Consider the following 23,906-nt stretch of genomic DNA (forward strand, 5'->3'; position numbering starts at 1 on the left):
ATTTCTCTTTGCCGTACGACACAGAGAAATCCTAATGACCGATTTGGGTTAAAGTTCCAGAACCACTAATGGTGGATGTTTTATCTATTTTAATGCATGAATTGTACCAAAGACAATCCCAATATGTTCCGTAACCATAAGTCGCTCCTGGCTTTATAGGGCCAGTAACCTTACCACCACCTTCAATGGTTCCACGAGCTTCACATGAAACTGGATCACCCACTGCATTTATAGGATAGCCACTCCAGTTTAAATATTTTATAGTCTTATTAGATACATTCTTCCATACAAGATGAGCGTCTACACCGCCAGCACTATTAGGAGATGATAGATAAGCCTTCTTTATCTTTATCGTATTTTTTAACAGGTCTATTCTCTTAGCTCTCTTTAGACTATCCTGACTCTTTTTTTCTGCAGCAGCTATGGTAGCGAGAGAATCATCTTTTTTATCGGTCTCACTATTTGAAGTTGACTCAGTATTATTAGAAGTCGTTTTATAATTATCAGAGCAATCTCTTAGTAAACAAATACAAAATGCAAAAATAATCACAGAAAATAGTAATACAAAAGCACATGGGAAGGATGTTTTCCCCCCATCTGGATTGTTACTTTTATTATCATTAATATTTGAAGAATAAGGAACTTGTCCATTATCAAATTCCATACGTTTCTTATCTTCTACTTGAGGCATTTGAATGTTAGCTTTAACTTGTCTTTCTTCCTCTTCTTGTTTCACGCTAGTTTCTTCCTCTTGGCGTTTCTTTTCGGCCTTCCATTCTAAGAATTCCTCAAACTCTTTTTTTTCGTCTTCTGTCATTATATCTCAGTTTTAAGTTATTACACAATTAATGAACATTAGTCTCATGCAAACTCACCTGTCCCACTTTAAATTTTAAAACGCCACCGTTGCAAATCTGCAACAGTGACGTCAATCTTTATTGCTATCTATTTGCAAGAATTTATTTTTTCTCCCATGTATAGTTAAAGCTAACGTCCAGACTTGAAGTTCCGTTCCATTTCATCTTATTACCACTAACAACAATCGTTGCGCTGAAAGTGTTACCATACGTGTTCTTAGCTGACATTTTATTACCGTCAAGCTTCCATGTGCCATTGCCTATAGAGCTTGCAGTAGAAGAGAACTTTCCATCCTCACTGATAGTAATAGACTCCACAACCATATAACCGGTTATAGATTTACCATCCACTTTATCTGTACTTGCGGTACATGTCCAAATTCCAACTACTTCTTGCACATTGATGTCTTTGCTGCCGTCTCCGTCATCATCACTACTACATGACGTGAAAAACATAACTGTTACTGACATTACGAGCATCGCTAAGATGCTCCAAATTTTGTTTGTTTCCATATTTTATTATTTTGATCTACTTGCGTTTTTATTCATGACATACAGGACGAATTGATCGACCTATATGACGAGTACCTGTATCATAAAAGTTCAAATCGTTTTCAGCATGAAAGCTGGTAAAATATGCATTAGAGTACCAGTTTGAGAGAGAACATGTCCAATAGCTGCAGGTTTTGTCTGTCTCGCCTATTCCAGTATTAACATAACCACCTGCTGCTGGAAGGAAAATATAATTACCATTTGGTCCCGTTATTTTATAGCCGTAATTACTTTTCATTAAAGCCCATTTCCATGTACATTTATCACGTAATTCTTCAAACTCTTCAATTGTAGGCATACGCCATTTGCCACCCCAATTCTCATAAGCAGCATCATCTTCTAATTCTAATGTAACTTTATCATCGCGAAAACCATCATATCCTGATTTATCATCAGTAACGTACTTTGTGTACCCTTTCTTTGTTATTTCAATAAGAAATCCATCTTCGTCTGTTGTTTCAGTAGTGCTTTCCATGTAATATTTGTAGTCCTTTTCTGTGAAATTGGTTTTTCCCTCCTGACTACCTTTGGTTTCTGCCCATGCAAAATAATCTCCATAGGAAGATATGCTTTTGGCACCGATATTCATATTTGCCCATTTTGTTCCTGATGGCAATCCAAGATCAATTGCAGTTACGCCATTGGGGGTATTGTCTGGTTTTATCGGTTCTGAATTGTTAATACTCCATGTGATATTATCGATTAAAGGAACTGGAATTTCCATAACCTTACCATCGACAAAATTAATTTGCATTTGTGCATTTTGTGCATTTGAGCAAATAATGGTTGAAACAAAAGCAAAAAATAAAGCTACTATTCTTTTCATTTTTTTAATACTTTAAAAGTTGTATCGCCTTTCTTGATTATATAAATTCCCTTAGGAATTTCTAAAAAATTGTTTTCTGATATTCCAGAATCATTGTGTATCCTTTTTAGAAGTACACCTTTTTCATTATATATGAGAATATCGTTACTTTCCCTTTCAATATGTTGTAATTTTATGTCTGTTAATTCGTCTTCAAAAGATAGCTTTTCAAGTTCGGTTAATGGGAATTCAATAGAAACAGTTTTTGTAGAAACCTTTAATGTGTTTCCTTCATAAGTAACTATTGGCTTGTCTAAAAAATCACAACAGAATATCTCTCCTTCTTTTTGGTGAATGTTCAGAGTGTTCTGGGCAAATCCTGCAATCGAAAAGAGGATTATAGGAATTAATATCAAAAACTTTTTCATTGTTTTATCTTTTTGTTAAACGCAAAAACGTGAGACTCTACACTTGCTCGCCACTCATTCAAGGTCGTAGGAAACCTATGGTTAATGACGAACAGATAGAATCTCACGTTGAAAGTTATACGTACCCCCCAAAAGTGTGCCGATGAGGTTAATCCTCCTTGGCACACTACGAGGGTTGATAATACAACCTACCCGTGACACCTTCTCTGCAATGTCATTGATAACCAATTTGAATTTCCTACGTTCAGAATGATCAATGAGCAAAGCGTTGACGACGCCTTATGTATGTTTGCAAACGCATTTATTGCGAATGCGCAGCAAAGTTACTAAAAATCAATAAGAATAAAGACATTATTTGTTATCGATTTCGTAAAAACTGAAATTTTTGTCTAATTATGCTACTATAATTACCAAAAACATCAGCCAATATGTCAAAACCATAGTGCATGATACAAGAAACCGTATCAACGATGACATGAAATGTGTCGGTAAAGGTTTGTGGCATGAAGATTGTATAATTCATTATCGGAAGACGGCAGAAACAGCGTTTCTTGCATTACTTCATACGGAATGGTGCAAGAAACGCTGTTTTTGCGACCAAACCCAAAGGAGCGAGTAAGGAAACAACGTGCACGGCTGATTCTATGATAATTATTATCGGAAACAACATAGAGATGGCATAAACAATCTATTTAACGCAACAGAAAACGGAGTTTCCACAGTATTCATCTTAAACCTTTTATCAAACTACAAGCGAAATTGGAACTCTTAGCTTGGAGCATCTAAACAACGGCGCACATTTTCTGTTCATTTCAAATGTGTTGGCACGTGCTGAGGCCGATGCGAATTAAAGAGTAAGCTCAGCGCACAGATTGTCTCGCTAAAGGCTGCCATGGAGCAAAAGGATGAAGACTTGAAAATCTCGCAAAAAAGTATGCTGACAGATGACATCGCTACAGCCGATGCTGAGCGTGACGGACTTTACAGCGGTTACAAAAAGGCAGTTAATGGCTTCAAGAATTTGTCTGTGGAGAACATGGCAAAAGCAGCAAAGGTACTGACGCAACACATCAAGGAGGTACTTCGTAGACACCTGCTCTAATCCAATTGAGCCACCTCGCCAGTTTTGCCATAACAGATTTACCACTCCGCTATCGCTTGTCTGGAACGCCATAGTCTATCCAGCGCTCCTGCGGATAATAGCCTTTGATGACCTTCTTGGTCTCGCTATAAGTCTCCTTGACAGTCATAAAGGTTGCGTTCATGTGCTTCACCTTTTCACTAAGTTCAGCACGTATCTTGTCAACCTCTGCACTTTGCTGTTTGAGTATTGAGAGATTATTCTCAAATTTAGCTACTTCTTCGTTCGTCACTCCACGCTCACCAATTTCGCTGATGTGTCGCTTCACGCCTTTCACGAACGTACGGCTCTTTTCAAGCTGGATTTCTATCGTTTTTGCCATTTCTATAAGATCTTAATTGTTCCTGTTTGTTTTCTTTTTACTATACAAATTTACAAAAAACATGTTCTTGCGTAAATATAAAATGTATCTTTGTATAAGATAAGCTGTGTCTCAGGATATCTGCGGCAATACGTAAGGCGCCAACGATAAGCCGAAGAATTGGTTATTGGAAAATTGACAGTCTGGAAAGACTTCACATGTAAGTGCAAGAGAATTATGATGAACAACAGAAAGCAAATAAACATCCAGTATTACGACTCGCCATGCGGCCGATTGGTCTTGGCTTCTTTCGCTGACAGTCTATGCCTTTGCGATTGGAGCGACAATCCTTTTGCAGAGCGCAACATGCGTAGACTGACAAGGGGCATGAATGTTTCTTTCAAGACTGGGACAACCTCTGTCTTGGAAGAGACCAAAAGACAACTCGACGAATACTTTGCCGGCAAGCGCAAGGCTTTCGACATACAGTTACAACTGACGGGTACTGATTTTCAGAATGAAGTGTGGAACGCTTTGCTCGACATTCCGTACGGAGCGACAAAGAGTTATAAGGATATAGCGCGATACATCGGCAAGCCCAAGGCCGTAAGAGCCGTGGCTGGAGCCATAGGCGCGAACGGCATCAGCATCCTGATCCCTTGTCATCGAGTAATAGGCAGCGACCATTCACTGACAGGCTATGCGGGAGGATTGGAGGCAAAGAAAATGTTGCTTGGTGTGGAGACAATTGTATTATAAGTGAGATAGTAAAAACTTTATAAAAGCCGAAGCCTTTTAGTTAAATATTCGCAATGTTTTAGCCTCCGAACGTCATGATTATTGCAAAATAGATATCTTTGTGCAGTAAATGACACATCGATTATACATACACCATAACGCCCTTCGTTTATAGTAAGTCGTCTAAACACCCCTTTTGCAGACAACTTATTATTAACGAATCATATATTTAATGGGCTTAATCATATTATATTTTTTAGGTGCTCTGTCACTATCCTTTTTATGTTCCGTCCTTGAGGCGGTACTCCTATCCACTCCTATGTCGTTCATCTCGATGAAGGAAACCGGCGGCAATAAGACTGCCGCTTTGATGAAACAGTATAAGAACAACGTAGACCGCCCGGTAGGCGCAATCCTTTCGCTCAACACCATTGCGCACACCATCGGTTCGGCAGGTGTCGGCGCCGAGTCGATGAAGCTCTTCGGCGAAGAATACTTCGGACTGATATCAGCCATTCTCACGCTGTTGATTCTTGTGCTTTCCGAAATCATCCCCAAGACTATCGGAGCATCCTACTGGCGTTCGCTCGCCATGCCTTCTACCAAGATCATCCGCGTGCTCATCTTCATCACCTACCCGCTGGTTCTGCTCTCAGAACTAATCACAAAGTTGTTCACTCCGAAGAATCATCAGGCTTCTGTGAGCCGCGAAGAAGTGTCGGCGATGGTTGACGTAGGCACAACGGAGGGCATCTTCCGCGAATCGGAAAGCAAAATAATAAAGAGTTGCATCCGTCTGGCGAGTGTGAAGGCACGCGAGGTGATGACTCCATCCATTGTAGTAGAATCTGCCAACGTGAACCTTACCATCAAGGAGTTCTACGAGCAGCAGACATGGAACTTCTCACGCATACCGGTATACGACAACAGCAAGGATTACATCATCGGCTATGTGCTGAAAGACATGGTGCTGAAGGAGTTATCAGAAGATAAGTTCGATACCAAACTCTCCGACCTCATGCGCCCGATTCTTTCCTTCAACGAAGACGATTCGGTATATCAGATATGGGAAAAGATGCTGGAGAAGCGCGAGCACATCTCCATCATCCTCGACGAATACGGCTGCCTACGTGGCGTGGTGTCGATGGAAGACATCATAGAAACCATGACCGGCGTCGAAATCGTGGACGAGGATGACGTGGCTGTTGACATGCAGGCTTTCGCCAAAGAGAAGTCACGCAGAAGGTTTAACGCTTCATCATGTTTTGGCACACATTCGGGCATTTAATCAGATTACCGCGCACCGAAAACATCATTACAGCAGCGTGGTAATAGCGTTACCGCGCAAAGGTAATACCGTTACCACGCTGCTGTAACTATGGTATCTTCACCTGTTCCACCTCCTTCACGAGCGAGTCTTTTCCGTTAAGCAAGTAGTATTTCACTCTTACCACGTTGTTAATCTCGGCAGAGCCTTTTACGCGTATGTGTCGTGTCTTGCCATAGACGGTGGTGTCGCGGCGTGAGGGATAGGACACAAGCTGTATGAACTCTCGGGTAGATCCGCTACCGATGTAGTAGAGTCCCACGCTGTCGGCTACAAACGTAGTATCGGCAGCCTTTGCGCGTGCCTTCTTGTTAATCAAAGCCGTGTCGGCAGGCTCAAATACCGAAGCCGCAACCGTATCGCCCAAATTAGGCGAGGATGCGAAGCGGCAACTTGTGAGAGCAAAGCCAGAGGCTACGATGCACGCAGCAATAAACAATATCGATTTCATTCTGTTTCTTAAATTTAAAATTACTGATAAAAATGAGGGTGAGTCAAAACTATAACATTTCGTTACAACTGCTTGCAATGGCTACGGCAGGAATGCCGTAGCCTCCTACAGTGTGGATGCGTGGGTATAGCAAGGATGCCACGCCCACTACTCCTTCATCGACAGCGAAATACGCTGGCGCTTGCAGTCCACTTCCGTCACACGCACCACAACGTGCTGATGGAGCTTTACGACGTCGTTCGGATCCTTCACATACCGATCAGCAAGCTGCGAGATATGCACCAATCCGTCCTGATGCACGCCGACGTCGACGAATGCTCCGAAGTTTGTGATGTTCGTCACGATACCCGGCAGAAGCATACCCACCTGCAAGTCGCCAATCTCATGCACACGCGGGTCGAACTCGAACACCTCAACCGCAGCACGCGGGTCGCGTCCCGGTCGCTGCAGCTCAGCCATGATGTCGGTAAGCGTAGGCATGCCGACAGCAGGAGTGACGTAGCGGTCGAGCTTTATGGTCTTCTGCAGGTCTTTGTCGGCTATGAGCTGCTGCACGGTGCAGCCCTTGTCCTCAGCCATGCGCTTCACGATGTCGTAGCTCTCGGGATGCACGGCGCTGTTGTCGAGCGGATTCTTGGCGTCGGGTATGCGCAGGAAGCCGGCACACTGGACGAAAGTTGCCGGTCCGAGTCGCGGCACCTTCTTCAGTTCGGCACGCGAGCGGAAAGGACCGTTCTGCTCTCTGTAGAGTACGATATTCTTAGCCGTAGTGGCGTTCAGTCCGCTGACGTAGGTGAGCAGGTGGCGGCTGGCTGTGTTGAGGTTGACGCCCACCGTATTCACACACGACTCCACAACCATATCGAGCGACTTCTTCAGCTCCGTCTGGTCCACATCGTGCTGATACTGTCCGACGCCGATGCTCTTCGGGTCAATCTTCACAAGCTCTGCAAGCGGGTCCATAAGGCGTCGTCCGATAGATACCGCTCCACGCACCGTCACATCCTCCTTCGGAAATTCCTCACGCGCAACCTCCGAAGCCGAATAAACCGAAGCGCCGTCCTCGCTCACCACGAAGACATGTATCTTCGGGTCAAGACCAATCTCCTTTAGGAAAGCCGACGTCTCTCTGCTTGCCGTACCATTACCCACGGCAATCGCCTCTATACCGTATTTCTCCACCATGCCCAACACCTGGCGTGCTGCGCCACGCGTATCGCTCTTTGGCGGATGCGGATAAATAGCTTCAAAGTGGAGGAGCGTGCCCTGGGCGTCGAGACAAACCACCTTGCAGCCCGTTCTGAAACCCGGGTCAACGCCCATTACACGCTTCTGTCCGAGCGGAGCGGCGAGGAGGAGCTGACGCAGGTTCTCGGCGAACACGCCTATAGCCTCCTGGTCGGCGGTCTGCTTGCTCGACACAGAGAACTCGGTCTCTATCGAAGGCTTCAACAGACGCTTGAAGGCGTCGTCGGCAGCCTCGCCTACCAGCTTGCTGCACTCGCCGTAGCCACGCACGTACTGCGCCTTTATCTTCTGCTTGCATGCCTCGTCGTCGGCAGAGATGCTCACCTTGAGGAAGCCTTCGCGCTCGCCGCGACGCATGGCAAGAAGGCGATGGGAAGAGCAGCGGCGGAGCGACTCAGAGAAGTCGAAGTAGTCGCGGTATTTCTGCGCTTCCTCGGCATCAGCCTTCGCCTTTACAGCCTTTGAGGAGATGACAGCCTCGCGTCGGTAGATAGCTCTGACCGCCTTGCGCACGCTCTCGTTCTCGTTGACGGCTTCGGCTATTATGAACTTTGCGCCCTCAAGCGCTTCTGCCACCGACTTCACCTCGCCCTTCACGAAGCGTTCGGCTGTGCGTGAAATGCTCTTGTCGAGCTGCAGAAGGATGGCGTTGGCGAGGGGTTCGAGTCCGTTCTGTCGGGCTATGTCTGCCTTTGTGCGGCGCTTCGGCTTGTAGGGCAGGTAGATGTCTTCGAGCTCGGAGAGCGTCCAGCAGTTGTCGATGCGCTTGCGCAGATCATCGGAGAGCTTGCCCTGGCTCTCGATGGTAGAAAGAATGGTCTCCTTGCGCTTGGCGATGTCGGTGAGCTTCTCGCGCATGAGCGCTATGTCCGACACCTGCACCTCGTCCATATTGCCGGTCATCTCCTTGCGGTAGCGACTGATGAACGGAATGGTGCAGTTCTCGTCGAGCAGCTGCAACGTGTTCTCCACTCCGCGCTGCGGCAGACCAAGTGCCTCGGATATGATTGGTGTGAATGTATTCATCTTGCTTGTGTTTATGCAGATACAACAAGAGGTTATGACTGGAGAGCCATAACCTCTTTTCTGAAAATAAGTATATACGGCTTATTTCTGTTTGTTAATCTTCTTGGCTACGTAGGCGTCGATAACCGCAACGGCTGTGATGTTCACAATGTCGCGTACCGAGCTTTCGAAGTCGGTGAAGTGGATCGGCTTGTTCAAGCCCATCTGAATCGGGCCAATGATTTCGGCATCGGGGTCGAGCGCCTGCAGCATCTTGTAGCTGCTCTGAGCGCTGCTCATGTTCGGGAAGACGAGCGTGTTGACGTCCTTGCCCTTAAGGCGTGTGAACGGATACTTGTCGTCGCGCAGCTGCTTGTTCAGCGCAAAGTTGACCTGCATCTCGCCGTCGATGCACATATCGGGGAAGCGGCGCTGCAACTCGTCGACAGCTGCATGCACCTTCACCGGACTGCCAATCTCGTCTGTACCGAAGTTTGAGTAGCTTATCATGGCTATCTTCGGCTCCTCGTTGAAGAAACGCACGGTGTGGGCCGTGAGGCGTGCCACGTCGGCAAGGATATGCTCGTCTGGGTGACGGTTGATGAGCGTATCTGAGATGAAGAACACGCCCTTCTTGGTGTTGAGGATGTGCATTGTGGCGAATGTGCTGTACTCGTCGCGGATGCCGATCACCTCCTTGGCTACCTTAATGGTATTCGAATACTTGGTGTAAAGACCGGTGATGAACGCGTCGGCGTCGCCCGTCTCTACCATCATCATACCGAAGTAGTTGCGCTCGTACATCTTGTCGTATGCCTCCTCGAAGGTGTAGCCCTGGCGCGCACGCTTCTTGGCGAGATGCTTGGCGTATGTGGCACGGCGGCCCTGCTCCTGGTCGGCACGCATGTCTACGATGTCGATGCCCTCAAGACTCAGCTTCAGACGCTGTGCCAAGCGCTGCAGACGGTCGGGATTGCCGAGAAGTACCGGATGGCAGATGCCCTCAAGGCGTGCCTGAACGGCTGCCTTCATCATAGACGGGTGACCGCCCTCGGCGAACACTACGCGCTGCGGATGCAGACGGGCTGTATCGTGGAGGTTGCGTGTGAGCTTTGTCTCCTGACCCAGCAGCTGCATAAGATTCTTCTTGTAGGCGTCCCAGTCAGTGATGGTCTTGCGTGCTACTCCACTCTCCATTGCAGCCTTGGCAACAGCCGCACTCACCTCTGTGATAAGACGAGGGTCGACGGGTTTCGGGATGAAGTATTTCGGACCGAACGTGAGGTCGTTAACATGATATACCTCGTTCACGATATCGGGCACAGGCTGCTTTGCGAGGTCGGCAATGGCATGAACGGCAGCCATCTTCATCTCCTCGTTGATAGCCTTGGCGTGAACGTCGAGGGCTCCACGGAAGATGTACGGGAAACCGATTACGTTGTTAATCTGGTTGGGATAGTCGCTTCGGCCAGTAGACATGAGCACGTCGGGACGACTTGCCATTGCGTCCTCGTAGCTAATCTCGGGCACGGGGTTGGCAAGGGCGAACACGATAGGCTGGTCTGCCATAGAGCGGATCATATCCTGCGAGAGCACGTTGCCCTTAGAGAGTCCGACGAACACGTCGGCGCCCTTCACGGCTTCCTCAAGGGTGTGTACGTCGGTGCGCTTTGTGGCGAACAGGGCTTTCTGCGGAGTGAAGTTCTGACGGTCGGCGGTGATAACACCCTTAGAGTCGAGCATCACGATATTCTCTACTTTTGCGCCAAGCGCTACGTACAGTTTAGTGCAGCTGATGGCGGCTGCTCCTGCTCCGTTTACAACAATCTTTACGTCGGCGATGTTCTTGCCGGCTACCTCAAGCGCATTCTTCAAGCCGGCTGCCGAGATGATGGCTGTGCCGTGCTGGTCGTCGTGCATCACGGGGATGTCGAGGGTCTTCTTCAGACGCTCTTCGATGTAGAAGCACTCAGGAGCTTTGATGTCCTCAAGGTTGATGCCGCCGAAGGTAGGCGCAATCTTCTCTACTGCCTCGCAGAACTTCTCCGGATCTTTCTCGGCAACCTCGATGTCGAACACATCGATGCCGCCATATATCTTAAAGAGCAGGCCTTTGCCTTCCATAACTGGCTTGCCGCTCATTGCTCCAATGTCGCCAAGACCTAACACGGCGGTGCCGTTTGAAATCACAGCGACAAGATTGCCTTTGTCTGTGTACTTATACACATCGTCCGGATTCTGCTGAATCTCAAGACACGGGAAAGCTACACCAGGAGAATACGCCAAACTAAGGTCGGTCTGGGTGTGGTAAGGCTTTGTCGGCTTCACCTCAATTTTGCCAGGACGTCCACTTTCGTGATACTCCAATGCACTTTCTTTTGTGATTTTAACCATTGTATTAAATAATTATTAGATATAGAATTTCACCGCAAAGTTACTGAAAAAGCTTGGATTAATGGCATCGGTTAAAAAATTGTTTCGCACGTTTTGTTTAAAATAATATAAAAACTCGCAGCTCTTTGAAAGTTTTTTTATACTTTTGCGGAAAATTATAACGATATTCATCAGATTATAAATAGTTTTCTATGTACAAGGGAAGTTCTCAAACATGCTATAAATTGGAATTGCGCAACAGGATTCTGAAGGCTGCCATGACCGAATTCTTGCACAAGGGCGTCAAGTCGGTAAAGATGGACGACATAGCCAACACACTTGCCATATCCAAACGCACGTTGTATGAGATTTATTCCAATAAGGAGGAACTTCTGCTTGAGGCGGTGCGCATACACGAGCAGGAGTTCAACGACCACATGGTGCAGTATAGTCAGGACAAAAACCATAATGTGATGGATATCATCATCGAGTTCTACAAAAAAAAGCTGCTTGACATTGCCGACGTGTCGCCTTTGTTCCTCGTAGAACTGCGCAAGTACAAGCAGGTCGTAGAGTATCTCGAGAAGCAGAATGCAGAGCGACACAACAACGCTCTACTGTTCTTCCATCGTGGCGTGAAGGAAGGTTTCTTCCGCTCCGACCTCAACTTCGACATTATCCTTAAAACAAGCTCTGCGTCTGCCAACTATGCCATGGAGACGCAGATGTACAAGAACTACAGCATTACTGCCATCATGCACAACACAATATTCCTTTATCTGCGCGGCATCTGCACAACGAAAGGCATAAAGGAACTGGATGCTGCGATAGGACAATGAGTTTTGAATTTTGAATTGTGAATTTTGAATTGTGCGCTTCGCACATTTTGAGTTGGTCAATTTTGAATTACGAATTCGCAGTTCATAACTCTCAACTCATAAATTCAAAATCGGCGCAGCCGACAATTCAAAACTCAAAATTCAAAACTCAAAATTCATAAGCTCACTATAGACGTGTAACCGACTTCACTCCCTTCACGGTGCGCAGCTTCTTCAATAATGCGTCGAGTTTCGACGTGTCGTCAATCAGCACGTTCAGATTGCCGCTGAACAGTCCGTCGTGACTGTCGATGTTTATCGACTTCATCACAATCTTTTGCTCCTTAGAGATGATGCTTGTGATGTTGTTCACGATGCCGAGGTCGTCGTTGCCTACTACGCGCAGCGTTATGTTATACTGCGATGTTCCCTTGCCGCTCCATCTTGCTTTCACTATTCGATAGCCGAAGCGCTTGCGCAGTTCGGGGGCGTTCGGACAGTCCTGACAATGTATCTTGATACCGCCGTTCACGGTCACGAAGCCGAATATCTGGTCGCCGTAGATAGGATGGCAGCATTGTGCCAGCGAGTAGTCTACACCTTTAAGGTTGCGGTCGATAACCAGCTCGTCGTCTGACGACTTTGTGCGGAAGCTGTTAGCGTTATTGTCTTTGTCAAGCACAAACTCTTCTGCCGAACGTATCGCAGCGCCCATCTTCTGGTTTGCGCCGTGTTCTTTCTCGGCTATGTATCCGTCCACAACATCGTTGATGTCTATCTTCTCGTCTACGAGTTGTCTGTAGAAGTCGGAAGTCTCCTTGAAGCCCATCTTCGAGATGAGATGGTAAAGCACGCTCTCCTCAAGCTCTATCTTTCGGTTCTTGAACTTGCGCTCGAGCATCTCTTTCGCAAACACTCCGTCCTTCACCTTCAGCTCCTTCAGCGCAAGGCGTATCTTCGACTTCGCACGCGAGCTTTGCACGATGTTCAGCCACTCCTGCTTCGGCGTCTGGTTGTTCTGCGTCAGAATCTCTATTGTGTCGCCCGAGTGAAGCACCTCTCTGAACGACACGTTCCTGCCGTTTATCTTGCCGCCGACACACTTGTTGCCGACGCCTGAGTGTATGTGGTAGGCGAAGTCGAGCACGGTCGATCCTTTCGGAAATTTCAGCAGATCGCCTTTCGGCGTGAATACGAACACCTCATCTTCGTACAGATCCATCTTGAACTGGTCCATAAGCTGCAAGCTGTCGCCTGCTTCGAGTGCTGCTCGTATGTTGTTGAGCCAATCGTCTATGCCCGAATCGCCCTTGATGCCCTTATAGCGCCAGTGCGCAGCCAGACCTTTCTCGGCTATCTCGTCCATGCGCTCGGTGCGTATCTGCACCTCCACCCACTTCTGCTCCGGACCGAGCACGGTTATGTGCAGACTCTCGTAGCCGTTCGACTTCGGCACCGAGAGCCAGTCGCGCAGACGCTTCGGGTTAGGCTGGTACATGTCGGTGATGAGCGAGTAGGTCTGCCAGCATTGCATCTTCTCTTCGCTCAGCGGCGAGTCGATGATGATGCGTATAGCGAAGAGGTCGTAGATGCCCTCGAATCCGCATTGCTGCTTCTTCATCTTCTGCCATATCGAGTGTATGCTCTTCGTTCTGCCTTTTATATGACTCTTTATGCCCATGGCGTCGAGCTTCTCGGCGATAGGCTTTATGAACTTCTCTATATATGCGTCGCGAGAGCGCTTCGTCTCGTTCAGCTTCTCCTTTATCATATAGTAGGCGTCGTGCTCAAGATACTTCAGGCTGAGGTCTTCCAACTCGCTCTTCAGCTTGTAGAGGCCCAGCTTGTGTGCCAGCGGAGCATACAGATAGCTCGCTTCTTCGGCCACTTTCTGCTGCGCTTCGTTGTTCTCCGTATCGCGGATATGGCGCATAAGCACCACGCGCTCCGATATCATAATCAGCACCACGCGCATGTCCTCGGCGAACGAGAGCAGAAGGTTGCGAAAGTTCTCGCTCTCTATCACCGGCGACTTGCGGTATAGCTCGTGAATGCGTACAAGGCCTCGGATGATATGCGCTATGCTCGTGCCGTATTCTGTCTCTACCTCTTCTATCGTGAGACTCTCGTTCGCCACGCTGTTGTAGAGCAATATCGACAGCACGCAGTCGCGCTTCATGCCTATCTCCTCAAGCTCGAGCAGAGCGGTCCGAAAACTCATAAGTATAGGGTTCAGCCCGAAAACGTCTCTCTTTATCTTGTTCTCCTGCAGATCGCTCTCTATCTGATCGCGCACCTTCTCAGCGTCTTCCTCACGGTATTCGTCGCCCATCTGCTGCCTCAGCTGCTCGCTCATCTCAAGGAGCTCTGCCTTCTCTTCTTCTGTAAATTTGAACATTTCTCCCATAACTTTTGTGTTTATGTGCAAAACATTTTGTCTAATACAAAGACAAAGGTAAGAAGATTTTCCGAAAAACTTACAAAATAGTCACTTTTATTTGAACAGACCGTAGAGCATGGCGTCTATCTGGTCCGTGATCTTTCTGAACGCTTCCGTGTCCGACTCAAACTTCTGCGTGTCGCCGTCCACTATTATCAGCCTTCCCTTGTAATTCTTTATCCATTCCTCGTATCTCTCGTTCAGTCCCGTCAGATAGTCGATGCGTATCGTCTGCTCGCATTCGCGTCCGCGCTTGCCTATCTGGCTGATAAGGTTTGGCACCGTCGAGCGGATGTATATCATAAGGTCGGGCAGCTTCACGAGCGTCATCATCGTGTCGAACAAATCCGAGTAGTTCTCGAAGTCGCGGTCCGACATATATCCCTGTCCGTGCAGATTGGGCGCAAAGATGCAGGCGTCCTCAAAGATGGTGCGGTCCTGAATGATGTCCTTGTCGCTCTGACTTATCTCCACCACTTCCTTGAAGCGCTTGTTCAGGAAGTATATCTGCAGATTGAACGACCATCTCGACATATCGTTGTAGAAGTCGTCGAGATACGGATTGTGCTCAACGGGTTCGAAACGTGGCGACCAGTTATATCTTTTTGCCAACATCTTGGTCAGGGTGGTCTTGCCGCTGCCAATGTTTCCGGCTATAGCTATATGCATTGTTCTTTCTGTTATTTAGAGTGAGTATGATTGGTTGCCAAGATAGCGTCTATCTTGTCCGTAATGAAACTGAAGTCCTCCTGGCGCGTCTTGTAGTCGAGTTTGTCCACATCTACCGTAAGCACCTTCCCCTTGTATTTGTTAAGGATAAAGTCCTCGTAGCGGTCGTTCAGTCCTTGCAGATACTCGATTGGTATCTTCTGCTCGTAGACGCGTCCGCGCTTCTGTATGTTCTCCACAAGGTGTGGCACCGAAGCTCTCAGATAAATCATCAGATCGGGCAGCTTCACCTTCTCCATCATTATCTCGTACAGCTCCATATACGTCTCAAAGTCCCTGTCGCTCATGTTTCCCTGCTCGTAGTTGTTCGCCGTGAACACGAACACGCCTTCATGAAGGGTGCGGTCCTGGATGACGATGTTCTCCGAATCCGCAAATCCGATAACGTCCTTGAAGCGTTCTTTCAGAAAGAACACTTCCATCGCGAACGACCACCGCCGCAGATCCTTGTAGTAGTCGTTCATGTACGGATTGTTCACTACTGTCTCATACCGCGGTTCCCATTGGTAGTGCTCCGCAAGCATCTCTGTGAGCGTTGTCTTGCCGCAACCAATATTTCCTGCTATTCCTATATACACTTGTTCTGATCTGTATGTTGATTAAACTTACTTATGCTTGCTATACTCATATTCGCCGCCGGTTATCTCTCGTAGCGTCAGATTCCTGTAGAGAATGTTGTACATCTCAGTCCACTGACTGCCCAGGCGGAAGCGCACGCCCTCGTCTTCGTATATGAAGCGTATCGTGCCGTCGCCGCCTATAGCCATCGTCGAGTATGCCGACTTCCCGTCCGTCACTTCATAGCGCTTCCAGCCGTCCACCCAGTCCTCCGGAGTCCTCCAGTCTTCTGCCCCGCCGAACGCCTTCCAGTATATCGACACATGGCTGCGGCGCTCCAGGTTAGACGGATGGTCGCCCTTCGAACCGCGCGGCACCGACTGCAGGGCTACATACGCACGCTTGCCGCCCACTGCCCTTGCCGGCACCAGCAGAATCTCGCCGTTCGTGTTGTTGTTCAGAGTGGCTGTCCCGCCCTCTTCTGCTTCAGACGCTACCGCCGTGGCCCAGCTTCCGCTGTTATACTTCTTGTTCTCGTACGTGTAGATGTTGAAGCAGCGCCCCTCCTTGCCGCCGCGTCTGCAGCTCAGCAGCACGCGGCCGTCGGGCAGCTCTTCTATCTTCGCCTCGTCGCCCTCCGGTGCCGGACGCGCATCGGCGCCGCCTAACGGCTTCCACGTGCCGCCGAAGTCGTCCGAGTAAACCACAAGGCTACCCTCGTTCGTCACCACCGCCGAATAGATGCGTTGGTATGCGCCGCGCTTCACGAGTCTACTCTGACAGATCTTTCCGCTCGTGAAGAACAGGCGGTATATGTTGCCGTGTCCTCTGTACATGTCGTATATCTCCTGCGTCACCTCGCCGCCCCTCCATGTGTGTCCGTCGTCCTCGCTATAGTAGCGGCCCACCTTCAGCGCCTCGCTGTAGTCGCCTGGCGTCGTCACCCTCGACCGTCCGTAGCCCACTTCGCCCGAACCGGTCATTATCAGCATCCGTCCCGTCCCGCGGTCGCGCACCACAGCCGCGTCGCCATGGCTCTGGTCGAAACCGCCGCTGCCGAAGCCCCTCACGGCGCATTCGGCTGTCCCCCATGTGCGCCCGCCGTCCTTGCTCCGGCGCACCTCTATACTGATGTTGCCTGCCGACCCCACGTCGCCCCAACTCGTAGCGTCCGTCACACCCGAACGGTTGTCCGCAAAGGCTATCACCTGCTCGTCGTATGCCACTATCGCCGGAATGCGATAATACTCATGCCGCGCCGTGTCCGTCTGCCATAGCGTCGTCTGCGCACAGCCCAATGTGGAAGCAAGCGCAACCACTACCGTAGTAAATATTTTCTTCATCTTCTTCGTTTTTAGGTAAATTGTTTCTTTCTAAGCCATGTCTGCCTCCCCCTATGTGCATACCTCAAGGGCGCGCAGCTGTCTCTGCTGCACCAACCATCCTAAAGGTCTCCGCAGCAAAGCTCCCTCAAGGGGGTGCAGCAGTCTCTGCTGCACCAACCAATCTAAAGGTCTCAGCAGCAAAGCTCCCTCAAGGGGTGCAGCAGTCTCTGCTGCACCAGCCATCCTAAAGGTCTCCGCAGCAAAGCTCACTCAAGGGGGTGCAGCAGTCTCTGCTGCACCAACCATCCTAAAGGTCTCAGCAGCCAAAGCTCCTTTTAGCCAGCAAAGTTAGCAATTTTTATCGAGAAAATCGTAACTTTGCACTCTAATCACAAATATACACCCAGTTCTAACAATTATGATTACAGTCGATGCACTAACCGTCGAGTTCGGCGGCACCACCCTATTTAAAGACGTCTCCTTCCAGATAAACCCCAAGGACCGTATAGCCCTCATGGGCAAGAACGGAGCCGGCAAGAGCACGCTGCTCAAGATCCTGGCCGGCGTCCGCACAGCCACACGCGGCTCCGTTTCGATGCCCAAAGACTGCGTCGTGGCCTACCTCCCCCAGCACCTCCTTACCGAAGCTGGGCGCACCGTGTTCGACGAGACGTGCCAGGCGTTCGCCCATCTGCATGAAATCCAGGCGCAGATCGACCGCATCAACAACCAGCTCTCTACCCGCACCGACTACGAGAGCCCCGGCTACATGCTGCTCATCGAGAAGCTGTCCGCCCTCTCCGAGCGGTTCTACGCCATCGACTCCACCCACTTCGACGAGGACGTCGAGAAAACGCTACTCGGACTCGGCTTCCAACGCTCCGACTTCAACCGCCCCACAAGCCAGTTCTCCGGAGGATGGCGAATGCGCATCGAGCTGGCCAAACTCCTACTCATGTCGCCGGACGTCCTCCTACTCGACGAGCCGACAAACCACCTCGACATACAGTCTATCCAATGGCTCGAACAGTTCATCACCAACAGCGCTAAGGCGGTAGTCGTTATCAGCCACGACCGAAAATTCGTCGACAACATCACAACACGCACCATCGAGGTCACGCTCGGACGCATCTACGACTACAAGGCTTCATATAGCCAATATCTCGAGCTGCGAAAAGAGCGACGCCAACAGCAACTCAAGAAATACGAAGAACAGCAGAAATTCATCGCCGAGACGCGCGACTTCATCGAACGTTTCAAAGGCACTTATTCAAAAACACTCCAGGTGCAGAGCCGCGTAAAAATGCTCGAAAAACTCCAACTCATCGAGGTCGACGAAGAGGATACAAGCCACCTCCGACTGAAGTTCCCGCCTTCACCACGAAGCGGAGCATACCCCATCCAAATGAACGACGTAGCCATGGCGTTCGACAACAAGACTGTCTTCAGCGGCGTCAATCTTACCGTCGAGAGAGGCGACAAGATAGCCTTCGTCGGACAAAACGGCGAGGGTAAGTCCACACTCGTCAAGTGCATCATGGGACAACTGAAAAACCAGGGAAAGCTACAGATCGGACACAACGTACAGATCGGATACTTCGCACAGAACCAGGCGTCGCTCCTTGACGGCGAGCTCACTGTCTTCCAGACCATCGACGACGTGGCGAAGGGAGAAATACGCAACAAAATACGCGACCTTCTCGGAGCCTTCATGTTCGGAGGCGAAGAGTCGACAAAGAAGGTGAAGGTGCTGTCCGGAGGAGAGCGCACACGTCTTGCTATACTCAAACTCCTCCTCGAACCAGTGAACCTCCTCATCCTCGACGAGCCGACAAACCACCTCGACTTACGCACCAAAGACGTGCTCAAGCAGGCACTACAGGACTTCGACGGAACGCTCATCGTCGTAAGCCACGACCGCGACTTCCTCGACGGCCTCGTCTCTAAAGTCTACGAATTCGGAGACGGACGCGTTCAAGAACACCTGGGCGGTATCTACGAATTCCTCGAGTCAAAGAAAATGGAGAGCCTTCACGAACTTGAGAAGAAAAACTAAACATATGAAGCTGATAACAACAAGCGACTGGCACATCGGAAACCTTTTCCATGGCAACGACCGTCTGCCAGAGCATAAACACTTTCTAAAATGGCTTCTTCAAAGAATTGAAGAGCAACAGCCCGATGCCCTTCTTATAGCAGGCGATGTGTTCGACAATGGCAATCCTTCCGCTGCTGCCCAATCTGCCTATTATGAGTTTCTGGCTGACGCCACCCAAGCATCCCCTCAGATGCAAATTATCATAACAGCGGGCAATCACGACTCAGCCAGTCGTATTGAAGCTCCTCGCGCCCTCCTCACACGACATAATGTAGAGATAAGGGGAAACGTGCGTCGCACATGGAACGCTGACAACGACGGCGGGAAATGGGATATTGACTACAACGACCTAATGGTACCCGTAAGAAATAAAAACGGGGAAGAAGCTATTGTGCTCACAGTTCCATACCTGCGAAGCGATATTGTACAGAATGTATGTTATTCGGAAGGAGTAAACACCTTTCTTCGCAACCTCACAAGTATGGCTCGTGAAACTTATCCCGATATTCCAATCGTAATGATGGCACACATGTACGCTAAAGGCGCTGACATCGCTACAAAGGATGCCAGCGAGAAGATTGTCATTGGTGGTCAGGAGGAGGTGAACATGCAAGGTTGGATTGGGCACCCCGACTACCTTACATGTGGCCATATACATAAGCGTCAACATATATGGAATACAGACTGGGCACGTTACACGGGAAGTGTTCTGCCTATGTCTTTTGCCGAAATAGACTACAGACATGGTGTCGATATGGTAACAATCTCCAACACGCAAAAGCCTAAGGTGGAGTTTCTCGAATACACTCCACAACACAAGCTGTGCATCCTGCCGGAAGGAGACGATGAACTCACTCCTAAGAAGCTACAGAAACTAATCAGAGAGAAGTTGCCTGATAGAACGGACGATAAGTTGGACGACAATTTCGTGTATCTTGTCCTTAAGGTGAAACTGGAGAAGGTAAGTAATGATGACATCAAGGAACTGGAGGCGATCATCAGCAAGAAGAATGCAGTTCTTTGTAAAATACAGAAAATAATACCCACTCTTGACCTCAGTACGATAGTCGACAGCCATCATATTCAAAGTATTGATGACATCCTCAATCGCGACCCTCTTGACACGTTAAAGGAAACGTTCGCTGTTAAACACAATGCGGAAATGACCGAACATCAAGAGATGATTCTCAAGCAGTTACTCGAACACATTAAAGAAAACATGAACTAATGAAACTCATAAAGCTCGAAATACAGAACCTTGCATCTCTCGACCGTATAGGAGGAGAGACAATCAACTTTGAAGAAGGAGCATTAGGCGACAGTACGATATTCAGTATTGTCGGTCCTACCGGTAGCGGCAAGTCTACAATTCTTGACGCTATATGCCTTGCGCTATACAATCGTGCACCACGCTATCCACGCAAGAAAGGCGACCGCAATCAGAATATCGAAGTATTCGGCAATTTGAGTTCTGAAGAGAAATGTCGTCTTGCGCCTACTGACTCGCGCAACATCCTCACACGCGGCAAGAAGGAAGGCTATAGCAAACTTACTTTTCTTGCGAACAACGGCACACTATACCGTGCAGAATGGTATGTCCGCATGAAAACCAAAAAGTTTGAAGATCCTACTCTGTCTCTCTACAAGATTGATGTCAACAATGGTGTACCTACAGAAGAGGTTGACGACTGGAATAGACTTCCTCTTATCATCGGACTGGACTACGAACAGTTTCTGCGAACCGTACTTATAGCCCAAGGATCGTTTGCAAACTTCCTTACTGCCAAGGAAAATGAACGCTATGAATTGCTCGAAAAGCTCATCGGGTGTGAGGAATTGTACACAAACATAGCCAAAGAGATAAAGCAGAAAAAGGATGAAGCCGTTAAAGCCTACGATCTGATTGCAGCCAGTTTCACAGCTCAAGAGAAGGACCTTATACCCGAAGAAGATCTCTGTAGCGTAAAGGAACGCATCGACGAACTGGAGAAGTTGGATAAGCAGATAAAAGAGGAGTTGCAGAAAATAACAGAAGCGCTTACCTGGTACACTACTTTTGAAAAGCACCAGCAAAACATCGTAAAATTTGAGCAGGCTTTCAACGAAGCAAAAAGTCAGATAGATGCTTTTGCAGAGCAAGCAGCTCGTCTCTCGCTTCACGATGCAACCCTTCCTGCCGTAGCCCTGTTAAAGGATATCAAGACATCCGAAACAAACATTGCTTCTTTGGAGAAAACCCTAAAAGAGTTGGAGTCTGCTATCTTAAATAAAGAAAAGGAGATAAAGCAAGAGGAAGATGTTGAACTCAAACTGCTTGTAACCAATGCACAAAAGGCTTCGGAGGAGCTTGAAATTCAAAAACCTCATATCAATAAAGCCCGCCAGATAAAAACCGAACTCGAGGCTTTGCAGACAGCTCTCAATGACAAGGCAAAAGCAAAAACTGAAGCCGAGAATGCCAAAGTTAAAGCTGAGAAAGCTGTAGCTGATAACATGAAAAATATTGAAGCTGCAGAAGCTGTGCTTAGCAAATCGAAGGAAAGTCTGATTGCCTTGCAACAGCGAACGAAGGAAGAAGAGAAACTTTTGTCGCAAAAGGCTGATGATGCCACATCTTCATACGAGGAAGAGAACAAAAAGCTTGAATGTAGCGATGCTGCGAAACTTCAGAATGCCAAGACTATGGCAGAACGAAACCTTACAGACCTCAATTCTGCCATTCGCATACAAGCTGCTTTGAAGGCAAAGCGTACAGAACACGACAAGAATGTCTGCCAGCAAAAGGTATTGACAGACAGAAACGCTGTAATCTCAGAACTGCTTAAGAATTACAGAATCGAAGAACTTAATAAGGAACTCGAGATTCTTCTCAAGTCGTACGCCCTTATGACAAGCGAAAACTGGGCTTTGCATCGTGGCAATCTGACAGAAGGTGAAGCTTGTCCGCTATGTGGTGCTACGCATCATCCTTACAGCGACAAGGAAGCCATCTTACCGGTAATCGACGATATGAACGCTCTTATTGAGGGTAAACGTGCACAGATCAACGCCCAACAGACAGAAAAACAGCAGCTCACCAAAGAACAGAGTAGGAACAAAGGACTTTTGGACGGTATAAGCAAAACTATAGAAACGCTCCGTTCTGAAACGGCAAGCCTTTCTGACGAATGGAAAGTGATAGCTTGCGCGCATAACAACTGGCCGGAGGCTGAAGATCTGCTCAGATCGCTCATGCCGGAAATCGAAAAGAAGGTAAAGCTTTCCGACGCAGAACTAAAGGCATACAACGAGCAGGTAAAGCTTGTAGACAAACTCCGCAAGCATATGGATGCAGCTGATAAGGCAAAGCAGGAATACACCAAAACTGCATCAGAAAAGATACAGACGGCAGAAAAAAGAGTAATGGAAGCAAACACATTGCTCGAAACTGAAAAGGGAAAAACCGAAAATCTTAAAGCCCAACTCTCAGATAAAGCTGCCGTTTTCTCGTCTGCAGCAGAAGCTTTGGTTGATGCGCAGCATATCGTTGAAACAAAGCGGCTTGATTTGAATAAAGAGATTGGAGACAAGGATCCTGACGAATTTGAGAATTCGCTGAACGAAGCCAAGTCAAAGGCTGACAGCTTAGTGAGAGCTAAGACTGAAGCCATTTCACGATTGCGCGAACTACTCAATGAGGTACGGGGAAAAGAATCGGCAACCAAAACACAGAAAGAAAAAGAGCACGACTCTATAAACAAGCGGAATGCTGAACTTTCGGCGTGGCTGGCAGACTACAACAAGGCTCATACCAAGAATATTCTTACTGAAGACTCTATCGCTCATCTCCTCTACTCTACCGAGAATTGGGAGCACATACGCACCATCCAAAAGCGATTGCAAGATGCCTTCACCTCTGCAGAAACTACTCTTCGCAACGAAAACCGCTCTATGCACGAGCTTCTGCAGAAGAAACCCGATATGCAGAAAGAGGCGCTGCTCACAAAAAAGGCAGAACTTGAGAACGTCTCCAACCAAGAATTTATCGACACCAAAGCCCGACTCCAACGTCACAACATGGCTAAAGAATTGATGGGCAATATGTTTGCGCAAAAGCAGAAAGCGGAAGTCGCAAAACGCGAATGGGAGGAGATCGCTGACGCCATCGGGGGCGACGGCAAGACGCTACGCAAGATAGCTCAATGCTACACGCTGCGCTTCCTCATTGAGCATGCAAACGTCGAAATCAGAAAGTTCAACTCTCGATACGAACTTCTGCAGGTGAAGAATTCGCTCGGCATCCGCGTGGTCGACCACGACCGTGCCGACGACGTGCGCGACACGACGTCTCTCTCTGGTGGCGAGACTTTCATCGTTTCGCTCGGACTGGCGCTCGGGCTTTCCTCTCTCTCGTCACGCAACATCAGTTTCGAGAATCTCTTCATCGACGAGGGCTTCGGCACGCTCGACCCCGACACTCTTGCCACAGTTATCGACTCCTTGGCAATGCTCCAGTCGTCTCAAGGAAAGAAAGTAGGCGTAATCAGCCATACCGACACCATGTCCGAACGCATTACTACCCAGATACGCATCATCAAGGACGGTAACTCCGGTAGCAGCCATATAGAAATATATCCGTAATTGAAAGCAAAAACTCGTTTTAATAAACTTTTTTCAAGTTTCATTTTGTAAACAACAATAAATTTTCTAAATTTGCACGCAAATAGATAACA

Annotated in this window: 19 protein-coding genes; 7 read left to right on the forward strand and 12 right to left on the reverse strand. The window is 48.3% G+C overall.

All coding sequences use genetic code 11. The features are described from left to right. Nucleotides 1-31 precede the first annotated feature (31 nt). The 4 genes from KTQ90_RS05010 to KTQ90_RS05025 form a co-directional block, all read right to left on the reverse strand. Nucleotides 32-817 (reverse strand): hypothetical protein, encoded by a 786-nt coding sequence (locus KTQ90_RS05010; RefSeq protein ID WP_217317432.1) that lies wholly within the window; start codon nt 815-817, stop codon nt 32-34. 142 nt (nt 818-959) lie between these two features. After that, complete coding sequence (locus KTQ90_RS05015; protein WP_217317433.1) at nt 960-1,370, reverse strand: lipocalin family protein; 411 nt, start codon at nt 1,368-1,370, stop codon at nt 960-962. Nucleotides 1,371-1,398: 28 nt separating this feature from the next. Then, nucleotides 1,399-2,235, reverse strand: coding sequence for a hypothetical protein (locus tag KTQ90_RS05020; protein ID WP_217317434.1), 837 nt, complete (start codon nt 2,233-2,235; stop codon nt 1,399-1,401). Beyond that, entirely contained in the window at nt 2,232-2,642 is a 411-nt protein-coding gene (locus KTQ90_RS05025) for a hypothetical protein (protein WP_217317435.1), read from the reverse strand. The genes KTQ90_RS05020 and KTQ90_RS05025 overlap by 4 nt, the downstream gene beginning before the upstream one ends. Nucleotides 2,643-3,576: 934 nt before the next feature. On the opposite strand from KTQ90_RS05025, the gene KTQ90_RS05030 reads away from it, so the two are divergent. Continuing rightward, nucleotides 3,577-3,744 (forward strand): DUF6261 family protein, encoded by a 168-nt coding sequence (locus KTQ90_RS05030; RefSeq protein WP_217317436.1) that lies wholly within the window; start codon nt 3,577-3,579, stop codon nt 3,742-3,744. 49 nt (nt 3,745-3,793) lie between these two features. Here the strand turns inward: KTQ90_RS05030 and KTQ90_RS05035 are convergent, their stop codons facing one another. After that, nucleotides 3,794-4,105, reverse strand: coding sequence for a hypothetical protein (locus KTQ90_RS05035; RefSeq protein ID WP_217317437.1), 312 nt, complete (start codon nt 4,103-4,105; stop codon nt 3,794-3,796). Between the two features lie 219 nt (nt 4,106-4,324). Here KTQ90_RS05035 and KTQ90_RS05040 point away from each other — a divergent pair, with 219 nt between their 5' ends. Both KTQ90_RS05040 and KTQ90_RS05045 read left to right on the forward strand, forming a co-directional pair. Then, nucleotides 4,325-4,843, forward strand: coding sequence for a methylated-DNA--[protein]-cysteine S-methyltransferase (locus tag KTQ90_RS05040; protein WP_217317465.1), 519 nt, complete (start codon nt 4,325-4,327; stop codon nt 4,841-4,843). A gap of 211 nt (nt 4,844-5,054) precedes the next feature. Then, complete coding sequence (locus KTQ90_RS05045) at nt 5,055-6,110, forward strand: CNNM domain-containing protein (RefSeq protein WP_217317438.1); 1,056 nt, start codon at nt 5,055-5,057, stop codon at nt 6,108-6,110. Nucleotides 6,111-6,198: 88 nt separating this feature from the next. Here KTQ90_RS05045 and KTQ90_RS05050 read toward each other — a convergent pair whose 3' ends face one another. From KTQ90_RS05050 to KTQ90_RS05060, 3 genes are all read right to left on the reverse strand, one after another. After that, entirely contained in the window at nt 6,199-6,600 is a 402-nt protein-coding gene (locus KTQ90_RS05050; protein WP_217317439.1) for a hypothetical protein, read from the reverse strand. A gap of 147 nt (nt 6,601-6,747) precedes the next feature. Continuing rightward, entirely contained in the window at nt 6,748-8,874 is a 2,127-nt protein-coding gene (locus KTQ90_RS05055) for a Tex family protein (RefSeq protein WP_217317440.1), read from the reverse strand. Nucleotides 8,875-8,955: 81 nt separating this feature from the next. After that, entirely contained in the window at nt 8,956-11,247 is a 2,292-nt protein-coding gene (locus tag KTQ90_RS05060; protein ID WP_217317441.1) for an NADP-dependent malic enzyme, read from the reverse strand. A 224-nt stretch (nt 11,248-11,471) separates the two neighbouring features. On the opposite strand from KTQ90_RS05060, the gene KTQ90_RS05065 reads away from it, so the two are divergent. Next, the gene (locus KTQ90_RS05065; protein ID WP_254359495.1) at nt 11,472-12,065 is read left to right on the forward strand and encodes a TetR/AcrR family transcriptional regulator; all 594 of its coding nucleotides are present in this window, start codon (nt 11,472-11,474) and stop codon (nt 12,063-12,065) included. Nucleotides 12,066-12,231: 166 nt separating this feature from the next. Here the strand turns inward: KTQ90_RS05065 and KTQ90_RS05070 are convergent, their stop codons facing one another. The 4 genes from KTQ90_RS05070 to KTQ90_RS05085 form a co-directional block, all read right to left on the reverse strand. Next, entirely contained in the window at nt 12,232-14,451 is a 2,220-nt protein-coding gene (locus KTQ90_RS05070) for a RelA/SpoT family protein (RefSeq protein WP_217317443.1), read from the reverse strand. Between the two features lie 87 nt (nt 14,452-14,538). Continuing rightward, complete coding sequence (locus tag KTQ90_RS05075; RefSeq protein WP_022157417.1) at nt 14,539-15,153, reverse strand: deoxynucleoside kinase; 615 nt, start codon at nt 15,151-15,153, stop codon at nt 14,539-14,541. A gap of 11 nt (nt 15,154-15,164) precedes the next feature. After that, entirely contained in the window at nt 15,165-15,791 is a 627-nt protein-coding gene (locus KTQ90_RS05080; RefSeq protein WP_217317444.1) for a deoxynucleoside kinase, read from the reverse strand. A gap of 27 nt (nt 15,792-15,818) precedes the next feature. Beyond that, nucleotides 15,819-17,114, reverse strand: a complete 1,296-nt coding sequence (locus KTQ90_RS05085; protein WP_217317445.1) for a sialidase family protein — start codon at nt 17,112-17,114, stop codon at nt 15,819-15,821. A 400-nt stretch (nt 17,115-17,514) separates the two neighbouring features. Here KTQ90_RS05085 and KTQ90_RS05090 point away from each other — a divergent pair, with 400 nt between their 5' ends. From KTQ90_RS05090 to KTQ90_RS05100, 3 genes are read left to right on the forward strand one after another with little or no spacing between them, the layout of a single operon-like run. Beyond that, the gene (locus tag KTQ90_RS05090) at nt 17,515-19,152 is read left to right on the forward strand and encodes an ABC-F family ATP-binding cassette domain-containing protein (protein ID WP_217317446.1); all 1,638 of its coding nucleotides are present in this window, start codon (nt 17,515-17,517) and stop codon (nt 19,150-19,152) included. Nucleotides 19,153-19,156: 4 nt separating this feature from the next. Continuing rightward, nucleotides 19,157-20,422 carry a metallophosphoesterase family protein gene (locus tag KTQ90_RS05095; RefSeq protein ID WP_217317447.1) on the forward strand — a complete coding sequence of 422 codons (1,266 nt, stop codon included), beginning with the start codon at nt 19,157-19,159 and terminating at the stop codon, nt 20,420-20,422. Continuing rightward, complete coding sequence (locus tag KTQ90_RS05100) at nt 20,422-23,814, forward strand: SbcC/MukB-like Walker B domain-containing protein (RefSeq protein WP_217317448.1); 3,393 nt, start codon at nt 20,422-20,424, stop codon at nt 23,812-23,814. Before KTQ90_RS05095 ends, KTQ90_RS05100 begins: the two co-directional genes overlap by 1 nt. The last annotated feature ends 92 nt before the right edge of the window (nt 23,815-23,906 follow it).

It is taken from the genome of Leyella stercorea, assembly GCF_019052365.1.
Lineage (GTDB): Bacteria > Bacteroidota > Bacteroidia > Bacteroidales > Bacteroidaceae > Prevotella.

What these genes read in the sequence shown, in the direction of transcription:
- KTQ90_RS05045 (WP_217317438.1), top strand. Translation starts at nt 5,055, where the DNA reads ATGGGCTTAATCATATTATATTTTTTAGGTGCTCTGTCACTATCCTTT.
- KTQ90_RS05035 (WP_217317437.1), bottom strand. Translation starts at nt 4,105, where the DNA reads ATGGCAAAAACGATAGAAATCCAGCTTGAAAAGAGCCGTACGTTCGTG.
- KTQ90_RS05090 (WP_217317446.1), top strand. Translation starts at nt 17,515, where the DNA reads ATGATTACAGTCGATGCACTAACCGTCGAGTTCGGCGGCACCACCCTA.
- KTQ90_RS05040 (WP_217317465.1), top strand. Translation starts at nt 4,325, where the DNA reads ATGAACAACAGAAAGCAAATAAACATCCAGTATTACGACTCGCCATGC.
- KTQ90_RS05100 (WP_217317448.1), top strand. Translation starts at nt 20,422, where the DNA reads ATGAAACTCATAAAGCTCGAAATACAGAACCTTGCATCTCTCGACCGT.
- KTQ90_RS05070 (WP_217317443.1), bottom strand. Translation starts at nt 14,451, where the DNA reads ATGGGAGAAATGTTCAAATTTACAGAAGAAGAGAAGGCAGAGCTCCTT.
- KTQ90_RS05085 (WP_217317445.1), bottom strand. Translation starts at nt 17,114, where the DNA reads ATGAAGAAAATATTTACTACGGTAGTGGTTGCGCTTGCTTCCACATTG.
- KTQ90_RS05050 (WP_217317439.1), bottom strand. Translation starts at nt 6,600, where the DNA reads ATGAAATCGATATTGTTTATTGCTGCGTGCATCGTAGCCTCTGGCTTT.
- KTQ90_RS05060 (WP_217317441.1), bottom strand. Translation starts at nt 11,247, where the DNA reads ATGGTTAAAATCACAAAAGAAAGTGCATTGGAGTATCACGAAAGTGGA.
- KTQ90_RS05010 (WP_217317432.1), bottom strand. Translation starts at nt 817, where the DNA reads ATGACAGAAGACGAAAAAAAAGAGTTTGAGGAATTCTTAGAATGGAAG.
- KTQ90_RS05095 (WP_217317447.1), top strand. Translation starts at nt 19,157, where the DNA reads ATGAAGCTGATAACAACAAGCGACTGGCACATCGGAAACCTTTTCCAT.
- KTQ90_RS05030 (WP_217317436.1), top strand. Translation starts at nt 3,577, where the DNA reads ATGCTGACAGATGACATCGCTACAGCCGATGCTGAGCGTGACGGACTT.
- KTQ90_RS05025 (WP_217317435.1), bottom strand. Translation starts at nt 2,642, where the DNA reads ATGAAAAAGTTTTTGATATTAATTCCTATAATCCTCTTTTCGATTGCA.
- KTQ90_RS05020 (WP_217317434.1), bottom strand. Translation starts at nt 2,235, where the DNA reads ATGAAAAGAATAGTAGCTTTATTTTTTGCTTTTGTTTCAACCATTATT.
- KTQ90_RS05055 (WP_217317440.1), bottom strand. Translation starts at nt 8,874, where the DNA reads ATGAATACATTCACACCAATCATATCCGAGGCACTTGGTCTGCCGCAG.
- KTQ90_RS05075 (WP_022157417.1), bottom strand. Translation starts at nt 15,153, where the DNA reads ATGCATATAGCTATAGCCGGAAACATTGGCAGCGGCAAGACCACCCTG.
- KTQ90_RS05015 (WP_217317433.1), bottom strand. Translation starts at nt 1,370, where the DNA reads ATGGAAACAAACAAAATTTGGAGCATCTTAGCGATGCTCGTAATGTCA.